Here is a 22,780-nt window from a genome sequence, read left to right as displayed (position 1 = left end):
GGCACGCGCGCGTCCGCCAGGCCCAGCGCCGCAGCGCGGCGCGCGTCGGCGCCTCGGCCGGTCAGCATCATGTCCAGCGCGGCCGGTGCGCCGATCAGCCGCGGCAGGCGCAGCATGCCGCCCCAGCCGGGAAAGATGCCGAGCATGACTTCGGGCAAGGCGAGCGACGTGCCCGGCTGGTCCGCCACCAGGCGGTAGCGGCAGGCCAGCGCGAGTTCGAGGCCGCCGCCCAGGCAGTGGCCCTGGATCAGGGCCAGCGTGGGATAGCGCACCGCGGCCAGTCGGTTGAACAGGTCCCATCCGCGCGCCACCAGCGCGCGTGCCTGCTCGGGCGTGTCCAGGCTGGCGAATTCATTGACGTCAGCGCCCACGACAAAGCCCGTGGATTTGCCAGACCGGATCACCAGGCCCGCGGGCGGGGCCGCGTCCAGCGCGTCCAGCACCACCGCAAGTTCGCTCATGGTGTCGGCGGACAAGGCATTGACCGCGCTGCCGGCGCGGTCGAAGGTCAGCCACGCCAGGCCGTCGGCATCGCGCTCCAGGCGCCAGTGCGCAAGCGTGTCGATAGTCGTCATGAGCGGTCCTCGTCCAGGGTTTCGACCAGCATCGCGCCGCCTTGGCCGCCGCCGATGCAGATGGCCGCCATGCCGCGCCTGGCGCCGCGGCGCTTGAGGGCCGCCAGCAGGTGCAGCACGATGCGGGCGCCGGAAGCGCCCACGGGATGCCCGATGGCGATCGCGCCGCCATCGACGTTGAGCCGGGCCGGGTCGAGGTCGCCCCAGGCCGGCGTGCCGAAGTGTTCCTGGCAATAGGCATCGTCGCGCCAGGCCGCCAGGCAGCCTAACACCTGGGCGGCGAAGGCCTCGTTGATTTCCCACAAGTCCAGGTCATTGAGGCCCAGCCCGTGGCGCTGCAGGATGGGCGTGGCCGCATGCACCGGCCCCAGGCCCATCTGCGCGGGATCGAGGCCGGCCCATTGGCTGTCGAGGATGCGGCCCAGCGGCCGCAGGTTCCATTTGCGCACCGCTTCCTCTGAAGCGAGGACCAGCATGGCGGCGCCGTCGGTGACTTGCGAGCTGTTGCCCGCGGTGATGTTGCCCCAGGGCTTGTCGAAGACGGGTTTGAGCTTGGCGAGCTTCTCGGGAGTGGAGTCGTCGCGCACGCCGTCGTCATCGGGATACAGCTTGCCCTGCGTGTCGATCAGCGGCGAGATCTCGCCAAGGGCGCCGGCCGCGCGGGCCGCCAGCGCGCGCGCATGGCTCTGCGCCGCGTAGGCGTCCATCGCGGCGCGGTCGATGCCGAAGCGGGTCGCGACGTTCTCGGCAGTCTGCCCCATGGACAGGCCGACCACCGGGTCGGTCAGGCCCTTGAGCAGACCGATGACGGGCGCAAGATTGCGCAGACGGAAACGGCCCAGCGCCGCGAGCTTGGCGCCCGCGCCGCGCGCGGCATACCAGCTGGCCAGCCAACGTACCATCTCGTCCGAATACAGCACCGGCGCGCGCGACAGCGCATCCGTGCCGCCGGCCAGCACCAGCTCCGAACGGCCGGACTGGATGTTGGCCACCGCCGAATCCAGCGCTTGCATGCCCGAGGCGCAATTACGCATGACGGTCCAGCCTGGCACCTTGTTGCCGCAGCCCAGGCGCAGCGCGATCACGCGGCCGATGTTCACTTCGTCGGGCGAAGGCGCGGCGCAACCCACGATGACCTCGTCCAGGTCGGTGGGCGCATAGGGCTGGCGCAGCAGCAGGGCGCGTCCCGCCCGCACGGCGAGATCGCCGGCGGAGAAGGGGCCCGGGCCGGTGCGCGCCTTCAGGAAAGGCGTGCGGGCGCCGTCGACGACGTAAACCGGTTTGAATGCCATCCGATTCCTCCTGTTCAGGCGGCCCTGCGTTCGGCGGCGGGGCTGCCCTGGTCCGCGGCGCGCAAATCAAAGGGGAAATCATCCACTTTCACCACCGTGTCGCGCAAGCGGTTGCGGCGTTTCACCACTGCATATTCTTCGGCGGTGATGCCGCCGATGGCGAAGGCGGCATCGGCGATATCGCGCACGTTGGCCTGTGGATTGCCGTCAAGCGCGCCGCGCTTTTCGAGTTCGCGGATCTTGGCTTCGATGGGCTCGGCATCCAGTGTGGCGGCCAGCGCCAGCTCGATCGCGCCCACCGGCTCGGCCTCGGTCGCGGGCAGGTGGCAGCCGGCGGTCAGGCGGTCGCGCGTCGCGCTCGGCTTGATCAGCAATCGCGCCACGTCCTGGCCCAACTGGTCCGAGGGCAGGGCTTGCGTGCGGCCCCAGGGGAAGACCAGGCGGCGCAGGCTCCAGGCCACGAAACGGTTGGGGTAGTTGTCCAGCACGCCTTCGACGGCTTCCTGCAGCTTGTACAGCGCGTCCTGGATGGACCAGTGCGCCAGCGGCGCGTCGGCCGCCTGGCGGCCTTCGTCTTCGAAGCGCTTGAGCGTGGCGCTGATCAGGTACATCTGCGACAGCACATCGCCCAGGCGCGCCGACAGGCGCTCGCGGCGCTTGAGGCTGCCGCCCAGCACCAGCATCGAGGTGTCCGCCAGCAGCGCGAAGGCGGCACTGTAGCGGCTGAGCAGCTGGTAGTAGCGCTTCATCTCGGGAGCGACATCGGCGTTGACGCCGACCCAGCGCGCGCCCGTGAGCGCCGTGCCCAGCGCGCGCAGCTTGTTCTTCGCGACGAAGCCCACGTGGCCCCAGAAGGCGCGGTCGAAATCGTCCAGGCCCTGCTTGCGGTCGGACGATTGCGCGGCCTGCATTTCAGCCAGCACGTAGGGATGGCAGCGGATCGCGCCCTGGCCGAAGATGATCAGGCTGCGCGTGAGGATGTTGGCCCCTTCCACCGTGATGCCGATCGGAATCTGCTGGTAGGCGCGGCCCAGGAAGTTGGACGGGCCCAGGCAGATGCCCTTGCCGCCGATGACGTCCATGCCGTCGTTGACGACCTGGCGCGCGCGTTCGGTCACGTGGTACTTGACGATGGCGGACACCACCGATGGCTTTTCGCCCAGGTCCACCGCGCCTGCCGTCATGCTGCGCGCGGCGTCCATCATGTAGGTGTTGCCGCCGATGCGCGCCAGCGCTTCCTCCACGCCTTCGAACTTGCCGACGGGCGTGCGGAACTGGCTGCGCACGCGCGCATAGCCGCCCACCGCCCGGGTCGTCAGCTTGGACATGCCGGCGTTGGAGGAGGGCAGCGAGATCGAGCGTCCCGCCGCCAGGCATTCCATCAGCATGCGCCAGCCCTGGCCGGCCATGGCGGGACCACCGATGATGAAATCCAGCGGCATGAAGACGTCCGCGCCGCGCGTGGGGCCGTTCATGAACATGGCGTTCAGCGGGAAATGGCGGCGGCCGGTGTCCACGCCCGGATGGTCGTGCGGCACCAGCGCGCAAGTGATGCCGAGGTCTTTCGCGCCGCCCAGCAGGCCGTCGGGATCGTACAGGCGGAACGCCAGGCCCAACAGGGTGCACACAGGCGCCAGCGTGATGTAGCGCTTGTCCCAGGTGACCCTCATGCCTATCACTTCGCGGCCCTGCCATTCGCCCTTGCAGACGATGCCGCTGTCGGGGATGGCGGCGGCGTCGGAGCCGGCCCAGGGGCTGGTCAACGCGAAGGCGGGCACTTCCTCGCCGCGCGCCAGGCGCGGCAGGTAGTGGTTCTTCTGGTCGTCGGTGCCGTAGTGCAGCAGCAGTTCGGCGGGGCCGAGCGAGTTGGGCACCATGACTGAAACCGCCAGCGCCGACGAGCGCGTGGACAGCTTGGTCACGATTTCGGAATGGGCATAGGCCGAGAACCCCAGGCCGCCGTATTCCTTGGGAATGATCATGCCCAGGAAGCCCTGGGTCTTCAGGTAGCTCCAGACCTCGGCCGGCAGGTCGTGGCTTTCCTGCGTGACATGCCAGTCGTTGACCATGCGGCAGGCCTCTTCGGCCTGGACGTCGAGGAAACGCTGCTCGTCATCGTTCAGGCGCGGGCGGGGATAGGCCAGCAGGCGGCTCCAGTCGGGCCGGCCGCGGAACAGTTCGCCTTCCCACCACACCGTACCGGCCTCCAGCGCATCGCGCTCGGTGTCCGACATCTGCGGCAGCACCTTGCGGTACAGGTTGAAGATCGGCGCCGACAAAAGGGCGCGGCGGATCGGACGTACGCCCAGCAAGACCGCCGCCAGGAGCGCGACGATGACCAGAGCGTAGATGACTGCGTTCATTTTCTTGTCTCCGTGGAGGTTCTGTTCCGTCTGCGGGCGCTTGGCGTTCAGGGCACGTGCGGCAGGGGCGAGCGCAGGCCGCCGAGCAGAAAGCTCATCAGGCGCGGCAGCAGCAGGTTGGGGTTATCCGGTTGTTCGGCGTCGTCGATGGTCCAGCCCGTGACCGAGCGCAACAGGTCGGTGCCGATGATGGCGTACGAGGTGGCGCCCAGCATGAACTGGAAGCGCCACATGATTTCCGCGCGGGGCACGTCGGGCAGGGCTGCGAACAGCGCGTTGCGGTAGCGCTCCAGCACATCCGCGTACTCCTCCGCGAACAGCGCGCGGATGAAGTCGGAGGGATCCGTCATGGTGCGTTCGAGCAGCGGCAGGAAGGTGCTGCCGGCCTGCGCGGGATCGGCCGCCAGGCGCAGCAGCGTGCCGAAAAAGGCGTCCACGATCTGCGACGGCTTCAGGGGCCTGCCTTCGGCTTGCGCCTCCAGCTCATCCAAAAGTCGCAAGCGCTCGCGGTTCAGCACTTCAAGGCGACGTTTGAGCACCGCCTGCACGAGTGACTCCTTGGAGCCGAAGTGATAGTTCACCGACGCCAGATTGACGCCGGCGGCCGCGGTGATCTGGCGCATCGAGGTGCCATCGTGTCCTTGTTGGGCAAACAAGGCCTCGGCGGTGTCCAGGATGGATTCACGGGTGAGGGACGGTCTGATTTCTTGCATAAGGTTGAATTCAAACGTTCGTTTAAAAACAATTATGCGTGAGAGATGGCTGAGACGCGAGCCTCGGCTATCCCCAATAGGGTTTACCACTAGCGGGCCGCAAGTCCCGCGTTCAGGACCGGCCGGATTCTCGCCAATCTCCACCAGAGGGATGACGAAACTCATGCGGAGGGAGTAACGATTTCCTAGTGTTTGCGCATGACCTTGAGCCTTTCGTCCTCGGACTGCCGACCTAGGATGAATGTGGTCTGGAAGGGAGGCGCAAAACCCCGCAGTATCAGCGCGAGGAGTTGAATCTGTCGCGCCCCTGAATACGCAATGACAGGCCCTAGTCCGTTCGCCGTAACGGACGGAAGGCCGACAAGCCCTGGCACAGGAGCAGGAGAAATGAAAACCTACAGAGTGGGACTGCTGGTCGACGGGTACGAGCAACCCGGCTGGATGCATGAGATGGTGGATTGGCTCACGCATAGCCAGGATTTTGAAGTCGCTGCTTTGCTGGTGATGAGTGAGGAGGGCGGCGAGAAAGCGCCCCGGTTGGGTGCGCGCGCGTTGTTTGGCGCCTTGTCGCGCCTGGAAGCGCGGCTGCTGCCGGCAAAGCAGCGGCAGGCGCTTGCGTGCCGCGACATGCGGGAAAGCGTGTCATCGGATACGGCTGCCGTCCTGTCGTTGACGCCTGGCATGCCCGCGGCCGAGGTGCAAAGCCAGGTTGCGGCGCTGGGCCTGGACCTGGTCATCACGCTGGGCGCATCGCCGGCCACCCGCGAACAAATGGCGGGCTGGGCGCGGCTGGGCGTATGGCAACTGAGTTATTCGGATATTGCGGTGGCGACCAGCCGCTATGCCGGCTTCTGGGAGGTCTATCAGCGTGAAGATCACACCACGGTGAAGCTCTGGCGCGTGGGGCCGCGGGAGGACCAGGACGAATTGCTGGACCAGCGCAGTTTCAACACCGAAGTGTTCTGGTTGAAGAATCAGGCGCGCGCGTTCAGCCTGGGCAATTTCATGGTGTACGACGCGCTGCAGGCGCTGGCCCGCGTCAAGCAAGGCGTTGCGCCGCCGGGCATGCAGATCATGAGCGGCCTGCGGCGCGAGGATCCGGTGGAGTGGGATAGCGCCGCATATATTGCGCGTCAGGCCTGGTTAATGTCGGATTTGATTGTGCGGCGCGTCATGAAACGCAATGTGCGCTGGCGGATAGGCATGTTTCCTTCTGCCCGGCAGCAGGCGGTGGTATCCGAGGCCATGGTATTGCAGCCGCCCAAGGGCAGATTCTTCGCGGATCCGTTTGTATATACCCAGGATAAAAAGCCGTATATATTTTTTGAGGATTACGATTTTACCTCGCGCAAGGGCACGATCTCGGTTGCGACCTACTCCGACGGGGCTTTCCGCCTGCTGGGAACGGCCCTGAACCTGCCCTACCATCTGTCATTCCCATATATATTCGAGCACGAAGGCGTCACCTACATGGTGCCGGAGACCTGCGGCAATCGCAGTATAGAGCTCTGGAAATGCACCGATTTTCCGCTCAAATGGGAGCTTGATGTAAATTTGATGACTAATATATCCGCCGTCGATACCATTATTTTCAAACACGGCGAATATTGGTGGTTATTAACTAATATCGATCGGACCGACGGCCAAAGCCATTGCGACGAATTATTCGCTTTCTTTTCGGATTCGCCGCGCTCGACCGAGTGGACGCCGCATGCCTGCAACCCCATCGTGCGCAACCCGATGCGGGCCCGCAACGCCGGAATCGTTGTGTCGCCTGGCGGAGAGGTGATCCGCTGCGCCCAGTACCAGGGCTTCTGCCACTACGGCAAGGGCGTGTCGTTGAACCGGATCGAGGAACTAACGCCGTCCACCTATGTGGAAACGGACGGCGAAATCCACTACGCGAGCTTCCTGAGAAAACGTCATGCTTCGATGCACCATTGGCATCATCAGGGCGGGCATACGGTATTTGACTTCGCCTATATGGAGTAAATCGTGCCGGAAACGCAAAAATAAAAATGTTACCTATATTTCGATTACGAGAAAGACGCACGGGCTTGATGTGTCCGCGGAAACATATAGACAGTTATTGTCCTGATTCCGGAACTTCCAGGCCGCGCCCGGCGGATGCCGCGGCGCGGCTTTTTTACGCCTGTAACAGTGGCCTGCCTTAGCCTGCGACCCGCGCCGGACCTGCATCTTCCATAGGGAAAGCGCAAGCTCCTCATGGGGAATTCCTGGTGAAAACCCTAGCGCCGGAATGGATGAGATGCGCGTCTCGTCCAGATTTACGATGATGATTAAGGCTAACGAATGATTTCTGTTTTTGTCGGATTATATCGAGCCGAAACGTCTTGATTTTGACAATTTCGAACCATAAGATGGGTCCATGCCATCCGTTATGTTGGCTACCAAAGTCTCCCAGCCCAAATGCTCCGGTTCAGCTTCATTAGATATTCCGGAATATTGCGGACTCGCATCGCAGGGTTGGAAAAAAAATAGTCTTCAGCACAGCGAAGATCCCTTCTAGGCCCGTCGAAAAACCGGGAGGACACCATGGCCAAGATGGTCCTGATTGAAGCCCATCCGCTCCTGCGGTTGGGGTTGTGGCAGATTCTGAGCAAGTTGGATGATGTGTGGGAAATCGAGGGGATGGGTTTGGCTGACATCTCCAAGGCGGACGGCGTGCACGCGGGCGCCGACCTGTTGATCTATGGATTGCCGGTGGATACCGACGAAGCGTGGAGCGCGCTGCATGAAATCCAGCGCGTGCTCACGCCCAAGCGGATCCTGCTGCTGACGGACGTCATGCCTCTGCCCATGCCGGTACAAGGGTTGCCCGGGGCAAGCGTCTACGGTTGCCTCATGAAGACGGCATCGGTGGAAATCCTTGAAGCGGCCATCCGCCTGGTCATGGCGGGAGGGCAGTGCTTCCCCAGCGAACAGGCATTGCAGGCTCCCGCGCAAACGGTCTGCGCCTTGCCGGCCAGGGATGCCGACGATGCCGCTGCCAGCAAGGGTTCCATGCCCGTCAGCGCCGGCGCGCAGCTGCTGCAGATCACGCCGCGGCAATACGAAGTCCTGGTGTTGCTGGCGCGCGGCTATCCGATCAAGACGGTCAGCAGGATGTTGAACATTTCGGTGGCCACGGCCAAAACGCATGCGTGCACGCTTTACCAGCGCTTGCATGTGAAGAACAAGGGCGAAGCCGTATACGCGGCGCTGCAGCGTGGCGCGACCTTGGAATGGCATGAACCGAACGGCAGGGATGTGGATGCCGGGCAGCTTTATGGGCGCAAGCTCGGGTAGCCGGGATTGGTTTGCGCGGCCTGCCCGGCAGCCTGGAACAAAGGCGTTCCGTTGCTGCCGGGAGCGCGCATAGCCATCATGGCTAATTCATACACAGCAGTATCCGCGGTCGCAGTGCTGCTGCATTCCTCCACCAATCATCCTCCTGAACGAGATTCAGCGAACGTAGCCGCTGATAGCATGGGTTGTGTCCGCAAGACTGGATCGAGAAGGCGAACAACTCCGCCTCGCCATCGCGATTCCGTGCCGCGGACGAGATTCCCGTGAGGTCGGTGACGCCAGCAGCCTGCCGTTGCAGCAATGATGCGCCAGCGTCATGGGAACCGTGTATGGGCCATGCGTCACAAGGTTCCCCCCGGGATGACAACCGTACTGATCGAAGACTACGCTCTGCTCCGTGTCGCGATCCAGCATGTGCTGGAGCGTGCGCGGAACACCGACGACATTCTGGCCATCTCGCCAGCCCAATTGCTCACCATGTCCAGTTCGATCAACCGCCCGGTGGAGTTGCTGGTGATGGGTTGCAGCGGCCTGGCCGAGCAGGACGTCGGACTCCTGTCCCAATCGATGGCGTTCTTCATGCCGCGGCTGGTGCTGGTGCTTTATTCGGTGCTGGACCCGGGCGTCATGGCGGCGTGTGCGCGGGCAGGCGTCGCGGGCTACATGCCCAAGGCCTCCAGCCCCGATGCGCTGGCGGCGGCGGTCAGCCTCGTCATGGCGGGCGGCGAATGCTATCCGCAGCCCGCGGCCCGACCTCAGGGCGCCTCGCATCCGCCAACCCAGGAGCTGAGGGAGCTGACCCAACGGCAGGAAGAGATCCTGCAATTGCTGGTGCAGGGCAAGACCATGCGGGAGATCGGCCAGCAGGTCGGCATCTCGGTGGCCACCGTGAAGAGCCACGCGCGCACGCTGTACTGGAAGCTGAACGCGCGTAACCAGGCCGAGGCAGCCTACATCGCGGTGCAGATGGGACTGGTCAGCAGCGGCAACGGCGCAGCGCCCGCCAAACACGACCCAGACGCGTAGGATGGGTCAAGCGCGAGAGACTTGATGCAAGAGCATCGGTCTCGAGTGCGCGTAACCCGTCGCCAACCGCCAAGAGAAAATTGAACTCATCGCAACGTTGACGGCCTGCGCGCAGCAGATGCGGCAGGCTTGTGCGGCGCCGTGCGGACGTTCAAACGCCCGCGCCGCGGGCCGCATGTTTGCCCTTGGCCGCTATCAGCGCTTCGAATTCCTGTTCCGCGGCAGCCAGCACGCTGTCCACGTGCAGATGCGTCTGCGCATACTGGCGCGCCGCGGCGCCCAGGGTTTCGCGGATCTGCGCGTTGTAGCTGAGCTTGCGCACCGCCTCGGCCATGGCCGCTCCGTCTTCCGGCGGCGTCAGCAGGCCGCAGCGCGCGACCACGCCGGCCAGCTCGGTGCCGGGCGAGGCGCCGCACACCACGGGCCGGCCGCTGGCCAGCATGCCAGTCAGCTTGGACGGCATCACCAGGTCGGCGGCGCCGGCGCGTTGGGGCAGCAGATGGATGTCGGCGGTATTGAGCAATTCGCCCAGGCGTTCGGCAGGCTGCAGGTCCAGGAAGACGACGCGGGCCAGGCCCTCGCATTGCTGCTGCAGCGGCGCGCGTTCAGGACCCTGGCCGCAGAAGACGAACCACAGGCGCGTCTCGCGGCTGAGCCTGCGGGCCACGTCGGCCAGGGTCTGCAGGCCCTGCTTGCCGCCCATGTTGCCTGAATAAAGCGCAACGATCGCGTCGTGCGGAATGCCCAGTTCGGCGCGGTAGTTGCCGCCGCCGGCGCGCGGCGCAATCGCATCGACATCGATCCAGTTGGGCAGCAGCACCGCGCGGCCCGGGTCCACGCCCTTGGCCCGCGCCAGGTCCAGCATGCGGCTGGATATGGTCGACACGCGGTCGAAGCGGCGCATCAGCCAGCGTTCGGCCCTGAGCACCATGGCGCGCAGGCCGGCGCCCTTGAGCAGCCCCAGCTCGAACGCGGCGTCCACTTCATAGTCCTGGATGTGCAGCCAGGCGCGGGCGCCGCAAAGCCGCGCCGCCAGCCAGGCGGCGGGCGCGCAGAAGAGCGCGGGCTCCACCACCAGGATGATGTCCGGCCGCCCGGCGGCCGCGCGCAACAGCGAGGGCAGGCTGGACAGGGCGAAGCTGGCCAGGTGGATCAGGCGCTTGAGGCCGCCCGGCCGTCCGGGAACCCAGAGCGGCGCGCGGCGTACGGTGACGCCGCGCAGGGTTTCCTTGCGGTAACGGCTGGCGCGATAGCCTTCGTGCACCTGCCACTGCGGATAGTAGGGCGGGGCCGTCACCACGCTGACTTCGTGGCCGCGCGCGGCCAGCCATTCGGCCAGTTCGGCGCTGTATTTGCCGATGCCGGTGAGTTCGGGCGCGTAGTTGATGCCGTAGATGAGGATCTTCATGCCGGGCCAGCCTGGCGCGGGCGGATCGGACGGCATGGGTTGCCGTGGCACACCATGGCGGGCGGCATGTTGCGGAACACCGAGCTGCGTGCGCCGATCACTGCTTCACGCCCGACGGTCACGCCGGGGCCGATGAACACGTCGGTCGCCACCCACGCGCCGTCCTCGATGCGCACGGCGCGTTCGCGCAAGGGAAAGTCGGGTTGCGCCGCATCGTGGTCTGCTGCGCAGAGGTAGCTGCGCTGCGACACCACGGCGTGGGCGCCGATGTGGATGGGACCCAGGCTGTAGATGACCGCGTCGTCCCCAATCCAGGCGTAGTCGCCGATTTCGACCTTCCATGGATAGGTCACGGTGGCGGTGGGCCGGATCAGCACCTTGCGGCCGACCCGTGCGCCAAAGCACCGCAGCAGCCAGCGGCGAAAGCCATAGGCAACTTGCGGCGACCAGCGGAACAGCGTCGCCTGCACCGTCCACCAGAGCTGCACCGTCAGGGCGGAGCGGCCGCGCTGGCCGGGCGCCAGCGCAAAACGGTCGAGCTGTTGCAGGGCGCTCATTTGGCGGCTCCCGCCACGGCGTCGTCACGCGCCGCGGCGGCGCTGGCCTGCCGCGCCTTCTGGATCTCTTCGGTCTTGATGCGGATCTGCCAGTAGTACATGGCGCGCGCCACCGCGTAGTCGTAGCCCGCCTTGCCGTCCAGGAAGCCCAGGCGGAACACGTAGGAATGCAGGAACGAGATGGGCGCCTTGAACGGCATGGCCTGGAAGATGCGCTTGAGCAGGGCGCGCGCGCCCACGTTGGCCTCGCGCGGATCGTTCATCAGGCCCTTGGTGCGCAGGTTCGCTTCCCAATCGGAATAGCGGTTGTGCTTGTCGAAGTAGTGGAACAGCGAATCATGGTCGTTGTGCACCATGCGCTGGCGCAGGGCGAAGGTTTCGCCTTCGACCTGCGGCTGGTAATGGCCTTCGACCTCCCACATATGCGCCACGTCGAGATCGTCGTAGTCCAGGAAGCGCGAGCGGTCGCGCGCCAACAGGGCCAGCTTGTACACGCGGTGGCCGTGTTCCAGCTTCTTGCCGCAGAAGACGTAATCGAACGGCACGAAGGCGCCGCCCGCGCCCGCCGCGAAGCGCGGCAGGGCTTCGCGTATTTCCGCGGCCAGGCCGGGCGTCATCTCTTCGTCCGCGTCCACGTACAGCACCACGGGGTGCGAAAACGGCAGCTGTTCCAGGCACCACTGCTTCTTCTTGGGATACTTGCCGTTCCACTGGAAGTTCGAGACCTTGGCGCCCAGCGCCGTCGCCATCGCGCAGGTCGCGTCGGTGCTGTTGGAGTCCACCACGAATACTTCGTCGAATTCGACCAGCGCCTTCAGGCACTTGTTGATGTTGCGTTCCTCGTTCTTCGTCATGACGACGACCGATACCGGTATCTTCTGCATGATGCTGTCCTGTTCAGGGCGTGCCGCGCTGCATCAGCGGGCGGAAGAGGGCGATGACGTTGCGGCAGTGCCGTTCCAGGGAAAAGGCGTCGGCGCGTTCCGGGCCTTGCTCGGCAAACCGTTCACGCATCTCCGCGTCATAGGCCAGGCGGCGCACCGCCTCGGCCAGGGCCGCGGCGTCGCCCACCGGAACCAGCAGGCCGTAGCGGCCGGAATCCAGGATTTCAGCCGGGCCATGGGGACAGTCGGTGGAAATGACCGGCACGCCCAGGCACAGCGCTTCCACCAGCACATTGCCGAAGCTCTCGCGCAGGGAGGTCAGGGCGAATGCGCCGGCGCCCGCAATCACCGGGAACGGGTTGTCGATATGGCCCGCCAGGGTGACCGGGCTGCGCGAGCCGCGCTCATCGATGCGTTTTTGCAGGGCGGCATGCTCGGATCCTTCGCCCAGGATGGTGAAGCGGATGCCGGGGTCATCCAGCAATGCGGCCGCGTCGATCAGCGTCGCGTAATCCTTCACTGCTTCGAGCCGGCCCACGGCCACCACATGGTAGGGGGCGGGCTGCGCGGGGTCGTCGCCGCCGCGGCCGCCCTGCGCGCGCACATTTTCCAGCGGCACGCCGTTGTAGATGGTGTGGACCTTGCCGCGCAGCGGCGGAAACATGCTGACCAGGTCTTCCTTGACGCCGCGCGACACGCCCACCACCGCATCGTGGCGCCGGTAGGTCTGGCTGACCAGCCAGCATTTCAGGCGCCGCATGCGCGAGGCTCCGTAGTGGATGGCCGGGCTGCTGTGTTCGAAGGCGACGGTGGCGAACTTGCCGCGCAGCAGCTTCTTGGCCGCCACGACCAGCATGTTGCACAAGAGGCCGTGCGAGCAGACGATGGCGGGCTTGTCGCGCCGGATCTGCATGAGCAGCTTGAAAAAGGCCACGGGCAGCATCAGCCGCAGCGCGGTCGGGGATTCGTTGACAGGGAGCGCCCGGGTCACCTTCGGATTGGATACGGGATACTCGCGGATGCGCGAACGCAGCAGGAACAAGGCGGAATCCACCCCTTGTTCCGGCAAGGCATCCACGATGAAGGCGACACATCTTCCTACGCCGCCGTGCAGGTCTGGCGCGACAAACAAGACATCAGGCATGTGGGATCACTCTAGTTGGCGTCCGGCGCGCAACGTCCGGGCGGTGGCTGGGGGCGGATGTCGTTCTTTGTTCTGGCACGGGCATGATCTGGGCATTGCGCATGAGCGACAGGCAATAGCACAGCAGGAACCCGGTGAAGGCGGTCTTGGGCGCATAGGCCAGGCCGCCGGAAAGCGAGTCGATGAAGATATAGATAGGCGCGGTGGCAAGCAGGTATCGCCGGTGCAGCTCCAGGCCCGGATGCGCATATCGTCGCAACAGCGTGAGCAGCAGAATGAGCACGGGCGGAAGCATGATCATGATGGTGCCGACCACCCCGAATTTCATCAGGTAGAAGGCCCAGGAGTTGTGGGCGAAGGTGCTCAGCTCGAAGCCGTTCTCGCCCATGACCCAGCTGCGAAAGCCCGCGCCCTTGCCGAACACCGGACTCTCCGCGAAGAAGTCCATTTGCCCCTGCATTTCCTGGACGCGCGCGCCGTAGCTGGAGTCCTCGTCCAGGCGCTCGACGCTGAAGATGCGATTGGTGAGCACGTCCAGGTAGCCGATCGCGGCGAAGACCAGCACCCCGGCGACTGCCGCCGGCGCAAAGACCAGCACGGCGCGGCGCCGGATCTCGGGACCCGCGCCCAACAGCACGGCGATGAAGACCGAGATCGCCAGCTGCAGGTATTGGCTGCGGTTCAGCGAGAACACCAGGGCCAGCAGCATATAGACCGTCAGCGCGTAAGCCTTGGGTCCGGAAACGTTGAGCGTGCGCCGGAAGTACAGCAGAGACACCACGCCGAACGGAATGGCCCATACGCCCAGCCGCACGTTGCGCAGCGGATTCGCCACGCTGAAGCCTTGCAGCTGTTCGGCCAACATCAGCGTGGCCACGGCCAGGCAGGCCGCCACGATGTACTTCTGCAGCACCGCGTAGGCGGCCGGGCTGTCGATGTCCTTGTAGCAAAGAAAGGGCGTGCACAGAAAATAGAACACGATGCGCAGGTCCCGCGCGACATCGCCGGTCTCGATGCCGGGATGATGCAGCGACACCAGAAGCAGATAGATCACCGACACGCACTGGATTCCCAGCAGCATGCCCAGCATGCCGCGGGGCAGCGCATAGGCCGCGGGATCCGCGAGCCGCAGCATCTTGACCACCAGCATGGCGACGAACAGGAAATCGAAGGGCGACAGCTTGAAGCTGCCGACGCCCAGGACGAAGTGATCGTCGTTCAGGGCCAGCGCCGTGAAGGCGAACATGCCCAGCAGATGCAGGGTCGATAAGCGGCGGTGCGTGGTCATTGTGGCTCTTCCCGGTATGGACAGGCGCTAGTGCGAAGCCCAGTCGTCTCGTCCGAAAATCCTGGTGGTCAGCTTTTCGAACAGATAGGACAGGTCGCCCTGCCGCGCGTGGGCGGCCACCTTGGACGCCCGGCACGACAGTTCGAACAGCTTGCCCAGGCCCGGCTCCGTGCGGCGGATGCGCGAGACGATCTGCTCGCGCTCTTCGAGCAGCACGTCCTGCATCAGCGCCGTCTTGGTTTCGTCATGGGCGGTGTACACGCCCATTGCGTCCGGGACGATCAGGTTCTTGCCTTCGCGCAGCAGCCGGCTCCACAGCTCCAGGTCCATGCAGTAGCGCATGCTCTCCTGCAGGAGCCCGTACTTCTGCAGCAGGTCGCGGCGGAAGATCGCGGACTGGTTCGGGATGGACGCCTTCACCACCGTCAGCGTGCCGCGGTTGACCGGCGTGTAATGGATCTTGCGGAAGATCTTGTTGTCGGCGTCCGCCACGAACAGGTTGCCGCTGACGATGGGCGCGCGTCCCTTGGAGGCGGCCGCGCCCAGCTTGCGCAAGGCGCCGGGGAAGTACAGGTCGTCGGAGTTTTGCCAGCCCACATAGTCGCCGGTGGCGCGTTCGAAGCCCTTGTTGATGGCATGCGACTGGCCGCGGTCGGGCGTGCTCTCCCAGTACGTCAGGTAGCGCTCATACTTGCGGATGATGTCCACGCTGCCGTCGGTGGAGCCGCCGTCGATGATGATGTACTCCAGCCGCGGATAGCCCTGGTTCAGCACGGACAGGATGGTGCGCTCCAGGAAGCGGGCCTGGTTGAACGAGGGGGTAACGATGGTCACTTTCGGCAACAGGCTGCCGGCAATCGGCGCCGGCGGCCGCAACTCGCGGACGAAGTCGATGAGCTGACGTGAATACTCGTTATGACGCTTGCGCATGTAGGACCTCAGCATATGAGTTAACGGGTGGCCGCAGGCAAGGCGCCCGGAAATTCTGGGCGGGATTGACGGATGGCGAGGGCCACGCCGGCCAGCGTGATCGCCGCGTAGGCCATGCGGCCCCATGCCGCGGCGTGTTCCCCCGCCGCGTGTACCAGTCCCGCCATGACGCACAGCATCGCCAGGCCGCCCAGGCCGTTCAGGATGGCGACGGCGCGCGAATTGCCCAGGCCCAGCAGGGAAAAGTGCGCTGCGGCGTTCAAGGACAGCAGCCCGGAGGCCACGATCAGCAACTGGAAGGTGCCCAGATGGCCGCTGGCGACGTTGTCCCCCAGCAGCAGGTTCAGAAGCGGATGACTGACCGCCAGCACCGCCAGCGTGGCGCTGGCCGACAGCGCCAGGTTCCACAGCATCATGCGGCGGATCTCGCGTTCGACGGCGCCCGGATAGGGCGGCGAAACCGACAGGCGGGTGACGCGCGGCATGGCCTTCTGGAAGATCGCGACCGACGCGGTATGGATGATCTGGCCGACCTGCACGCCGACCGTGTAGATGGCCAGCGCCGCCGGACCCATGAGACTGCCGACCAGCACCCTGTCCACCGAACCGAAGGCCAGGGCGCTCAGGCTGTTCAGCCAGGACCAGCGGGAGAAGCGGAAGGCGTCCATCATGGCGGCGCGGTCGCGCACCGGGCGCACCAGGATGCGTCCATAGGTGCGCGCGAATACGCGCATCTTCACGCTGCCCGCGATCAGGAGTCCCAGCGCCTGCGCCAGGCCGGTCCAGGTGGGGGAGGCCGTCAGCCAGGCCGTGGCGCAAGCCAGCCCCATCGTGCCGGTGCGGCTGAAGACCTCGCACAGCGCCGTGGCGCGGAAGTCTTCACGCCCTTTCAGGCATCCGGAAAACAGTTGGTCATATTGCTGCGTCAGGTAGATGGCCAGGGCGGGCATGGCAAGCATCGTCACCGCCACGCCGCCGAAGGTGGCCGCCGGCCAGCCCAGGCCCACCACTCCCCACAGCAGCACTGCGGCCAGGGTCACGACCCCCAGCGCGCAGCCGATCAGCGACATGCTTACGCCGGCTGCGCGATAGGCGCCGCCCGGTTCGTGCATGCGTTCGGAAACCAGCTTGGTCGCCGTCACCGCCGCGCCCAGGTTGGCGGCATTGCCGAAGCCGGCCAGGGCGATGATCATCGAGTACTGGCCGAAGCCCACCGTTCCCAGCTGCCGGAACAGGATGGGCAAGGCCACCAGCGCCGCGACGGGGCCGATGCCATACTCCACCAGCCCCCAGAAGGAGGCATTGCCGGCGATGTGTTTCCTCAGGAATCCGAACATGGCTGGGGCCTGTGGGCATAGGGGTTCTGGCGAGGCCGTCAGGCCACGGGCAGCGCATGCTGGGTGCGTTCACGCAGGAAGTGCCCGTAGGCCAGCGTGATGCCATGCGTCAGTGAGATCTCCGGTTTCCAGCCCAGCGCCTGCATGCGGGCCGAGTCCATCAGCTTGCGCGGCGTGCCGTCGGGCTTGCTGCTGTCGTAGACGATGTTGCCCTCGTAGCCGACCACGCGGGCCACCAGCCTGGCCAGGTCGGCGATCGAGATGTCCTGCCCGGCGCCGATGTTGTAGATGCCTTCCGCCTGCGGATGCTCCATCAGCATGACGCAGGCCTGGGCCAGGTCGTCCACGTACAGGAACTCCCGCAGCGGCGCGCCGGTGCCCCAGATGCTCACGCTTTCCTGGCCAGATTCCCGCCCTTCGTGGAATTTGCGGATCAGCGCGGGCAGCACGTGGCTGCTTTGCAGGTCGTAGTTGTCATGCTGGCCATACAGATTGGTCGGCATGGCGCAGATGAAGCGCGCGCCGAATTCGCGCTGATAGGCCTCGCACAGCTTCAGGCCCGCGATCTTGGCGATGGCGTAGGGCTCGTTGGTCGCCTCCAGCGGCCCCGTCAGCAAGGCGTCCTCGCGGATCGGCTGAGGAGCTTCGCGCGGATAGATGCATGACGAACCCAGAAACAGCAGCTTGCGCACGCCGGCCGCATACGCGGCGCGGATCACGTTGCACTGGATCATCAGGTTCTTGTACAGGAACTCCACCGGATGCGTCTGGTTGGCGAGGATGCCGCCCACCTTGGCCGCGGCCAGGTACACCACGTCGACCGGCGTGGTCGAGAAGAAGCGGTTGACCTGATTCTGGTTTTCCAGATCCAGCTCTTCCCGGCCGCGGGTCAGCACGTTGCGGTACCCGCGGCGTTGCAGCTCGCGGGTGATCGCGGCGCCCACCATGCCGCGGTGGCCGGCGACGAAGACGCGTTGCTCCAGGTTCGTCATGTCGTGCTACTCCTTGTAGGCGTAGATTTCGTAGCCGTTCTGCTCGACCAGCGCATCGCGCCGGGCGTCGCGCAGATCGCTCTCGACCATTTCCTTGACCAGTTGCGCGAAGGAGGTGCGGGGCGACCATCCCAGCTTTTCGCGCGCCTTGGTCGGATCGCCCAGCAGGGTCTCCACTTCCGTCGGGCGGAAGTAGCGCGGATCCACCCGGACGATGACCTGGCCGGGCTTGACGTCATGGACCGGCGAGAACAGCACGGTGGCGGTCTCTTCCAGTCCTTCGCCTTCCCAGGCCAGCAGGATGCCCAGCTCGCGCGCGGCGGTATTGATGAATTCGCGCACGCTGTATTGCATGCCGGTCGCGATGACGTAGTCCTCGGGCGTGTCCTGCTGCAGCATCAGCCATTGCATTTCGACGTAGTCGCGGGCGTGGCCCCAGTCGCGCAGGGCGGACAGGTTGCCCAGGTACAGGCATTCCTGCAGGCCGAGCACGATGCGGGCCAGGCCGCGGGTGATCTTGCGCGTGACGAAGGTCTCGCCGCGCTTGGGCGATTCGTGGTTGAACAGGATGCCGTTGCAGGCATACATGCCATAGGCTTCGCGGTAATTCACGCTGATCCAGTAGGCGTACAGCTTGGCCGCCGCATACGGGCTGCGCGGATAGAACGGCGTGGTTTCCTTTTGCGGCGTCTCTTGCACCAGGCCATACAGCTCGGAGGTGGAGGCCTGGTAGAAGCGGGCCTTGTTCTCCAGTTTCAGGATGCGGATGGCTTCCAGGAGACGCAGGGTGCCCAGGCCGTCGGCGTTGGCCGTGTATTCGGGTTCCTCGAACGAGACGCCGACATGGCTTTGGGCGGCCAGGTTGTAGATCTCGTCGGGCTGCACCGACTGCACGATGCGGATCAGGCTGCAAGAGTCGGTCATGTCGCCGTGATGCAGCACGAAATTGCGGGGCTGGTCATGCGGATCCTGGTACAGATGGTCGATCCGGGCGGTATTGAACAGCGAAGCACGCCGCTTGATGCCGTGGACCTCATAGCCCTTGGCCAGCAGAAACTCCGCCAGATAGGCCCCGTCTTGGCCAGTAACGCCGGTAATCAGTGCCCGTTTTGGCATGGTTGTATCCTTAAGACTTAGTGACTGCACGAAAGGAGCCGAAGGCTGCGGTACCAATGTGCAATGAGATTACTGTTGCACCAGCCGCTGAGATATCGGCCAAAAGGTCTAATAATTCAGCCTGTCGATAGGGAAAAAGGGACTGGATTGCTTCATCCAGCGCACCCAGCATGGCAATCGCCACCAAGGCCGTCAGCGCCGGGCGCCGGTTGACCGAGAAATAGATCAACGTGGTCAGGAAGGCGTAAGCCGCAAGATGCAGACGCTTGTCCCCAAAGGCGTCCGACATCTCGGCGGCCAGGCCCGGCAGGTTGCCTATCGTTACCAGTACGGCGAAGAACAGCCCGGCAAGCGGCAGGCAGATCCGGGCCATGCCCGGTCTGAAGAAGGGCGGGGGCACCTCTTTTTCAGACCCGGCCATACATGTCCTGGAATCTGACGATGTCGTCTTCACCCAGGTAGGCGCCCGATTGCACCTCGATGATTTCCAGCGGGATCTTTCCCGGGTTCTCCAGGCTGTGGATCTCGCCCAGCGGGATGTAGGTCGACTGGTTCTCGGTCAGCAGGTATTGCTTGTCGCCGTTGTAGATGCGCGCCGTGCCCGAAACCACGATCCAATGCTCGGCCCGGTGATGGTGCATCTGTGAGGACAGGCGCGCGCCGGGCTTCACCGTGATGCGCTTGACCTGGTAGCGCGGCCCCTGGCCGACCGAGTCGTAGGATCCCCAAGGCCGCTGCACTTCGCGGTGATGGTTCAGTTCCGAGCGGTGCTGCGTCTTGAAGATCTCGACCAGCCGCTTGACGTCCTGCGAGCGCGATTTGTGCGCCACCAGCACGGCGTCGGCGGTTTCGATCACGACGATGTCGTCCAGGCCCACCGAGGCCACCAGCCGGCTGGTGGAGTGGATCAGGCAGTTGCGCGAATCCTCCACCATGACGTCGCCGGTGGTGGAGTTGCCTTCCACCGTCTTCTGGGCGATACCCCAGACCGCGTCCCAGGCGCCCACATCGCTCCACGAGGCGGCCAGCGGGATGACCACGGCGCTGTCGGTGCGCTCCATGATGGCGTAGTCCATGGAATCGCTGGGGCAGGCCTCGAAGGACGGGCCGTCCAGGTGGAAAAGCGAATTCTCGCCATGTCCGATGGCCACCGCCGCCTGCACCTGTTCCAGCATCTTGGGCGCCAGGCGCGCCATTTCCGACAGGAATACCGAGGCCTGGAAGGCGAACATGCCGCTGTTCCAGTAATAGCCGCCATCATCGATGAAGCGCTGCGCCACCTCGGGCGAGGGCTTTTCAACGAAGCGGCGCACGCGGCGGGCGGGGGCCATGACGCCGGGCTCGTCCGCCTGGATGTAGCCGTAGCCGCTGAGCGGCGCGGTGGGCGTGATGCCGAAGGTCACCAGGGCGCCTTGCAAGGCGGCCTTGTAGGCTTCGGCGAAGGCGGCGCGCAGTACCTCGCCGTCTTCCAGCACGTGGTCCGACGGCATGATCAGCATGACCGGGTCCTCGCCGTCGCGCATGGCGCGCAGGGTGGCCGCGGCGATTGCCGGCGCCGTGTTGCGCGCGAAAGGCTCCAGGATCACTTCCACGTCCTTGATGCCCAGCTCCAGCGCCTGCTCCGCCGCGATATAGCGGTGCGCGTCGTTGCAGACCAGGGTGGGCCGGGCCTGCGCATCCGCCGAACCCAGCCGCAGCAGGGTGTTCTGCAGCAGGCTGCGGTCATCGGTCAAACGGATGAACTGCTTGGGCAGCAGCTCGCGCGACAGCGGCCACAGGCGCGAGCCTGAACCGCCGCAGAGTATGACTGCCCGGTACGGGGGAGGGGGATTGGTCATGGCGCTCACTCCTTGAAGTAGGCCTGGGTGTAGGGGTGCACGCCGGGATCGGCGGCGAGGGCCTTCGCGGGCAGCCAGCGGTAGCTGCGGTGCTGGGCCTGGGGCAGGCTGGAAATGTCCAAAGAAAGCTCGGCCTCATAGGCGAGGACGACGTAGTGGGTGGAGCGTCCGGCTTCACCCGCAAAATTGGTGCCATAGAAGTGTTCGTACACGCCGCGCGGGGTCCAGGCCAGCTCGCTGACCGGGATGCCCAGTTCGTCGCGGGCGATGCGGCGCAGCGCGGCGTGCAGGGTCTCGTTCTTGCGGATCCGTCCGCCCGGCACGAACCAGGCGCCCTGGGCCGGGGGATTGGCCCGCAGGCCGGTCAGGTAGCGGCCCGCGGCATCGCGCAGCAGCAGGTCGATGGAAACCAGCGGCAACATCTCTACCGCCTGGCGGAACTCCGCCTGCGCCAGCAAGCCGTCGCGGGCCGCGGCCTTGCGTTGCTCGGGCCATCCCAAGGGTTTAGTAGACATTGCGGCCCGTCCATCCCGACAACGCCGTGCGGGCGATGATCTGCAGGTCCATCCTGAACGTCCAGTGCTGGATGTAGTAGATGTCGTACTCGACCCGGTCGCTCATCTTGCGCAGCGTGTCCGTCTGCCCGCGCAGGCCGTTGACCTGCGCCCAGCCCGTGATGCCCGGCTTGACGCGGTGGCGCATCATGTAGCGCTGCACCAGGTCCTTGTACATTTCGTTGTGTTCCAGCGCGTGCGGACGCGGACCCACCACCGACATGTCGCCCATCAGCACATTCAGGAACTGCGGCAGTTCGTCCAGGCTGGTACGCCTGAGGAAGCCGCCGATGCGCGTGACGCGGGCATCGTTGCGCGTGGCCTGGGTGACCACGCCATGCTCCTGATGCACTGTCATGGTGCGGAACTTGTAGACATGGAAGACCTTGCCGTCCACGCCCAGCCGAGGCTGGGTGAAGAACACCGGGCCGCGCGAAGTCGCCTTCACCAGGATCGCCACCGTCAGCATCACGGGCGACAGCCCGATCAGCGCGCAGAAGGCGAAGCCGCGGTCGAAGAGTTCCTTGGCCCAGCCTCGCACGCCGGCGGCCGGCAGGCTGTTGAGCTGTATGGCCGGCAGACCCAGGAATTCGCCGATGCGGTGTCCCAGCAGCTGGATCGACATGACATCGGGAATCCAGCGGATATCCACCAGGTCGTTGCGCAGGTGATAGAGGACTTCGCGCAGTTCCTGGCCCGCTTCCATCGGCAGCACGATCCAGATCTCGCGGACGTTGTGCTCATGCACGAAGCCATGCAGCTCGTCCAGGTCATGCAGGCGGCGGACTTGCGGCGGCAGGTTCTCATGGGGCTCGGCATAGATGCCCGCCACTTCGTAGCCCGCGCCGCGGTATTGCTCGACGCGGCGCCACAGGTCATGGCCCAGCGCGCCAAAGCCCACCAGCAGTACGCGCTTGCGGTCCAGCCCGCGGTCGCGCGCCGCGCCCAGGATCGCGTAGACCGCAATGCGTAAGCCGGCCAGCGTCAGCGCCGACATGCCGAACCACGTAGCCGCCCATATGCGCGATATCGCCGCGGTCTGGTGCATGAGAAAACTGATGCAGATGCCCAGCGCGAACACCAGCGCCCAGGCCGCCAGGCTGCGCACGACCAGGTCGGTCAGCAGGCGGCCGCGCCAGGATACATAGAGGCGGAAGGCCGGGAATATGGCGACCACGCCCAGGCCGCACAGATACACAAGGAACAGATGGATCTGCGGAGGATCCGCCAAGGCATCGTCCGAGAATTTCAAGCCGGTGGCAGTCAGGCCGCAGGCGATCACGATCGCGGCATCGAGCAAGCGATAGAGATAGCTTGCTCCGCTGAATCTAGACGACGTGTCCGTTTGGGACGGGTCCATCGCGCACTCCTGTTCGTGGGGAGCCGCCGTGCGAAAGGCAAAGACAGTGCACCGCCGCAAAGCTTGTGGCTACCGACAAAATCTTATTGAGTGC

The 22,780-nt window shown here is 65.2% G+C and carries 20 protein-coding genes; 3 read left to right on the top strand and 17 right to left on the bottom strand.

Features of this window, described 5'->3' with window-relative positions:
- The 4 genes from HV766_RS29895 to HV766_RS29880 form a co-directional block, all read right to left on the bottom strand.
- Positions 1 to 575: enoyl-CoA hydratase-related protein (locus HV766_RS29895; RefSeq protein WP_175182357.1), on the bottom strand; the 575-nt coding region annotated here is incomplete at its 3' end.
- Positions 572 to 1,867 (bottom strand): acetyl-CoA C-acetyltransferase, encoded by a 1,296-nt coding sequence (locus tag HV766_RS29890; RefSeq protein ID WP_175182356.1) that lies wholly within the window; start codon positions 1,865 to 1,867, stop codon positions 572 to 574. The genes HV766_RS29890 and HV766_RS29895, both read right to left, overlap by 4 nt.
- Before the next feature lie 14 nt (positions 1,868 to 1,881).
- Positions 1,882 to 4,230: an acyl-CoA dehydrogenase gene (locus HV766_RS29885; RefSeq protein WP_175182355.1), complete on the bottom strand. Its 2,349-nt coding sequence runs from the start codon at positions 4,228 to 4,230 to the stop codon at positions 1,882 to 1,884.
- 47 nt (positions 4,231 to 4,277) lie between these two features.
- Complete coding sequence (locus HV766_RS29880) at positions 4,278 to 4,943, bottom strand: TetR/AcrR family transcriptional regulator (RefSeq protein WP_119450031.1); 666 nt, start codon at positions 4,941 to 4,943, stop codon at positions 4,278 to 4,280.
- Positions 4,944 to 5,330: 387 nt separating this feature from the next.
- Between HV766_RS29880 and HV766_RS29875 the strand changes: the two genes are divergently transcribed.
- From HV766_RS29875 to HV766_RS29865, 3 genes are all read left to right on the top strand, one after another.
- Positions 5,331 to 6,935, top strand: coding sequence for a glucosamine inositolphosphorylceramide transferase family protein (locus HV766_RS29875; RefSeq protein WP_054453093.1), 1,605 nt, complete (start codon positions 5,331 to 5,333; stop codon positions 6,933 to 6,935).
- A gap of 564 nt (positions 6,936 to 7,499) precedes the next feature.
- Positions 7,500 to 8,252 (top strand): response regulator transcription factor, encoded by a 753-nt coding sequence (locus HV766_RS29870; protein WP_054453091.1) that lies wholly within the window; start codon positions 7,500 to 7,502, stop codon positions 8,250 to 8,252.
- A 360-nt stretch (positions 8,253 to 8,612) separates the two neighbouring features.
- Positions 8,613 to 9,278: a response regulator transcription factor gene (locus HV766_RS29865; RefSeq protein WP_175182354.1), complete on the top strand. Its 666-nt coding sequence runs from the start codon at positions 8,613 to 8,615 to the stop codon at positions 9,276 to 9,278.
- A gap of 151 nt (positions 9,279 to 9,429) precedes the next feature.
- Here the strand turns inward: HV766_RS29865 and HV766_RS29860 are convergent, their stop codons facing one another.
- From HV766_RS29860 to HV766_RS29800, 13 genes are read right to left on the bottom strand one after another with little or no spacing between them, the layout of a single operon-like run.
- Complete coding sequence (locus tag HV766_RS29860) at positions 9,430 to 10,686, bottom strand: glycosyltransferase WbuB (RefSeq protein ID WP_054453686.1); 1,257 nt, start codon at positions 10,684 to 10,686, stop codon at positions 9,430 to 9,432.
- On the bottom strand, positions 10,683 to 11,243 hold the full coding sequence (locus HV766_RS29855) for a putative colanic acid biosynthesis acetyltransferase (RefSeq protein WP_054453087.1): 561 nt from the start codon (positions 11,241 to 11,243) through the stop codon (positions 10,683 to 10,685). Before HV766_RS29855 ends, HV766_RS29860 begins: the two co-directional genes overlap by 4 nt.
- Positions 11,240 to 12,127, bottom strand: a complete 888-nt coding sequence (locus HV766_RS29850; RefSeq protein WP_054453084.1) for a glycosyltransferase family 2 protein — start codon at positions 12,125 to 12,127, stop codon at positions 11,240 to 11,242. The genes HV766_RS29855 and HV766_RS29850 overlap by 4 nt, the downstream gene beginning before the upstream one ends.
- 13 nt (positions 12,128 to 12,140) lie before the next feature.
- Positions 12,141 to 13,271: a glycosyltransferase gene (locus tag HV766_RS29845; protein ID WP_054453081.1), complete on the bottom strand. Its 1,131-nt coding sequence runs from the start codon at positions 13,269 to 13,271 to the stop codon at positions 12,141 to 12,143.
- On the bottom strand, positions 13,264 to 14,559 hold the full coding sequence (locus HV766_RS29840) for an O-antigen ligase family protein (RefSeq protein ID WP_054453079.1): 1,296 nt from the start codon (positions 14,557 to 14,559) through the stop codon (positions 13,264 to 13,266). Before HV766_RS29840 ends, HV766_RS29845 begins: the two co-directional genes overlap by 8 nt.
- A 27-nt stretch (positions 14,560 to 14,586) precedes the next feature.
- Positions 14,587 to 15,489, bottom strand: coding sequence for a glycosyltransferase family 2 protein (locus HV766_RS29835; RefSeq protein ID WP_054453076.1), 903 nt, complete (start codon positions 15,487 to 15,489; stop codon positions 14,587 to 14,589).
- Between the two features lie 20 nt (positions 15,490 to 15,509).
- The gene (locus tag HV766_RS29830; RefSeq protein WP_175182353.1) at positions 15,510 to 16,826 is read right to left on the bottom strand and encodes an oligosaccharide flippase family protein; all 1,317 of its coding nucleotides are present in this window, start codon (positions 16,824 to 16,826) and stop codon (positions 15,510 to 15,512) included.
- 38 nt (positions 16,827 to 16,864) lie between these two features.
- Positions 16,865 to 17,818, bottom strand: coding sequence for a GDP-L-fucose synthase family protein (locus HV766_RS29825; protein ID WP_054453071.1), 954 nt, complete (start codon positions 17,816 to 17,818; stop codon positions 16,865 to 16,867).
- 6 nt (positions 17,819 to 17,824) lie between these two features.
- The gene (gmd, locus tag HV766_RS29820) at positions 17,825 to 18,934 is read right to left on the bottom strand and encodes a GDP-mannose 4,6-dehydratase (RefSeq protein WP_054453069.1); all 1,110 of its coding nucleotides are present in this window, start codon (positions 18,932 to 18,934) and stop codon (positions 17,825 to 17,827) included.
- Positions 18,935 to 18,944: 10 nt separating this feature from the next.
- Complete coding sequence (locus tag HV766_RS29815) at positions 18,945 to 19,307, bottom strand: VanZ family protein (protein WP_054453684.1); 363 nt, start codon at positions 19,305 to 19,307, stop codon at positions 18,945 to 18,947.
- Between the two features lie 34 nt (positions 19,308 to 19,341).
- Positions 19,342 to 20,772: a mannose-1-phosphate guanylyltransferase/mannose-6-phosphate isomerase gene (locus HV766_RS29810; RefSeq protein ID WP_054453067.1), complete on the bottom strand. Its 1,431-nt coding sequence runs from the start codon at positions 20,770 to 20,772 to the stop codon at positions 19,342 to 19,344.
- A 5-nt stretch (positions 20,773 to 20,777) separates the two neighbouring features.
- Complete coding sequence (locus HV766_RS29805) at positions 20,778 to 21,230, bottom strand: GDP-mannose mannosyl hydrolase (protein WP_054453683.1); 453 nt, start codon at positions 21,228 to 21,230, stop codon at positions 20,778 to 20,780.
- Positions 21,231 to 21,276: 46 nt separating this feature from the next.
- The gene (locus tag HV766_RS29800) at positions 21,277 to 22,686 is read right to left on the bottom strand and encodes an undecaprenyl-phosphate glucose phosphotransferase (RefSeq protein ID WP_054453065.1); all 1,410 of its coding nucleotides are present in this window, start codon (positions 22,684 to 22,686) and stop codon (positions 21,277 to 21,279) included.
- Positions 22,687 to 22,780: the final 94 nt, after the last annotated feature.

This window comes from Achromobacter aegrifaciens, assembly GCF_902859735.1.
GTDB classification, from domain to species: domain Bacteria; phylum Pseudomonadota; class Gammaproteobacteria; order Burkholderiales; family Burkholderiaceae_B; genus Achromobacter; species Achromobacter aegrifaciens.
The sequence above is the reverse complement of the archived record's forward strand: the minus strand, read 5'-3'. Positions and strand labels throughout refer to the sequence as shown.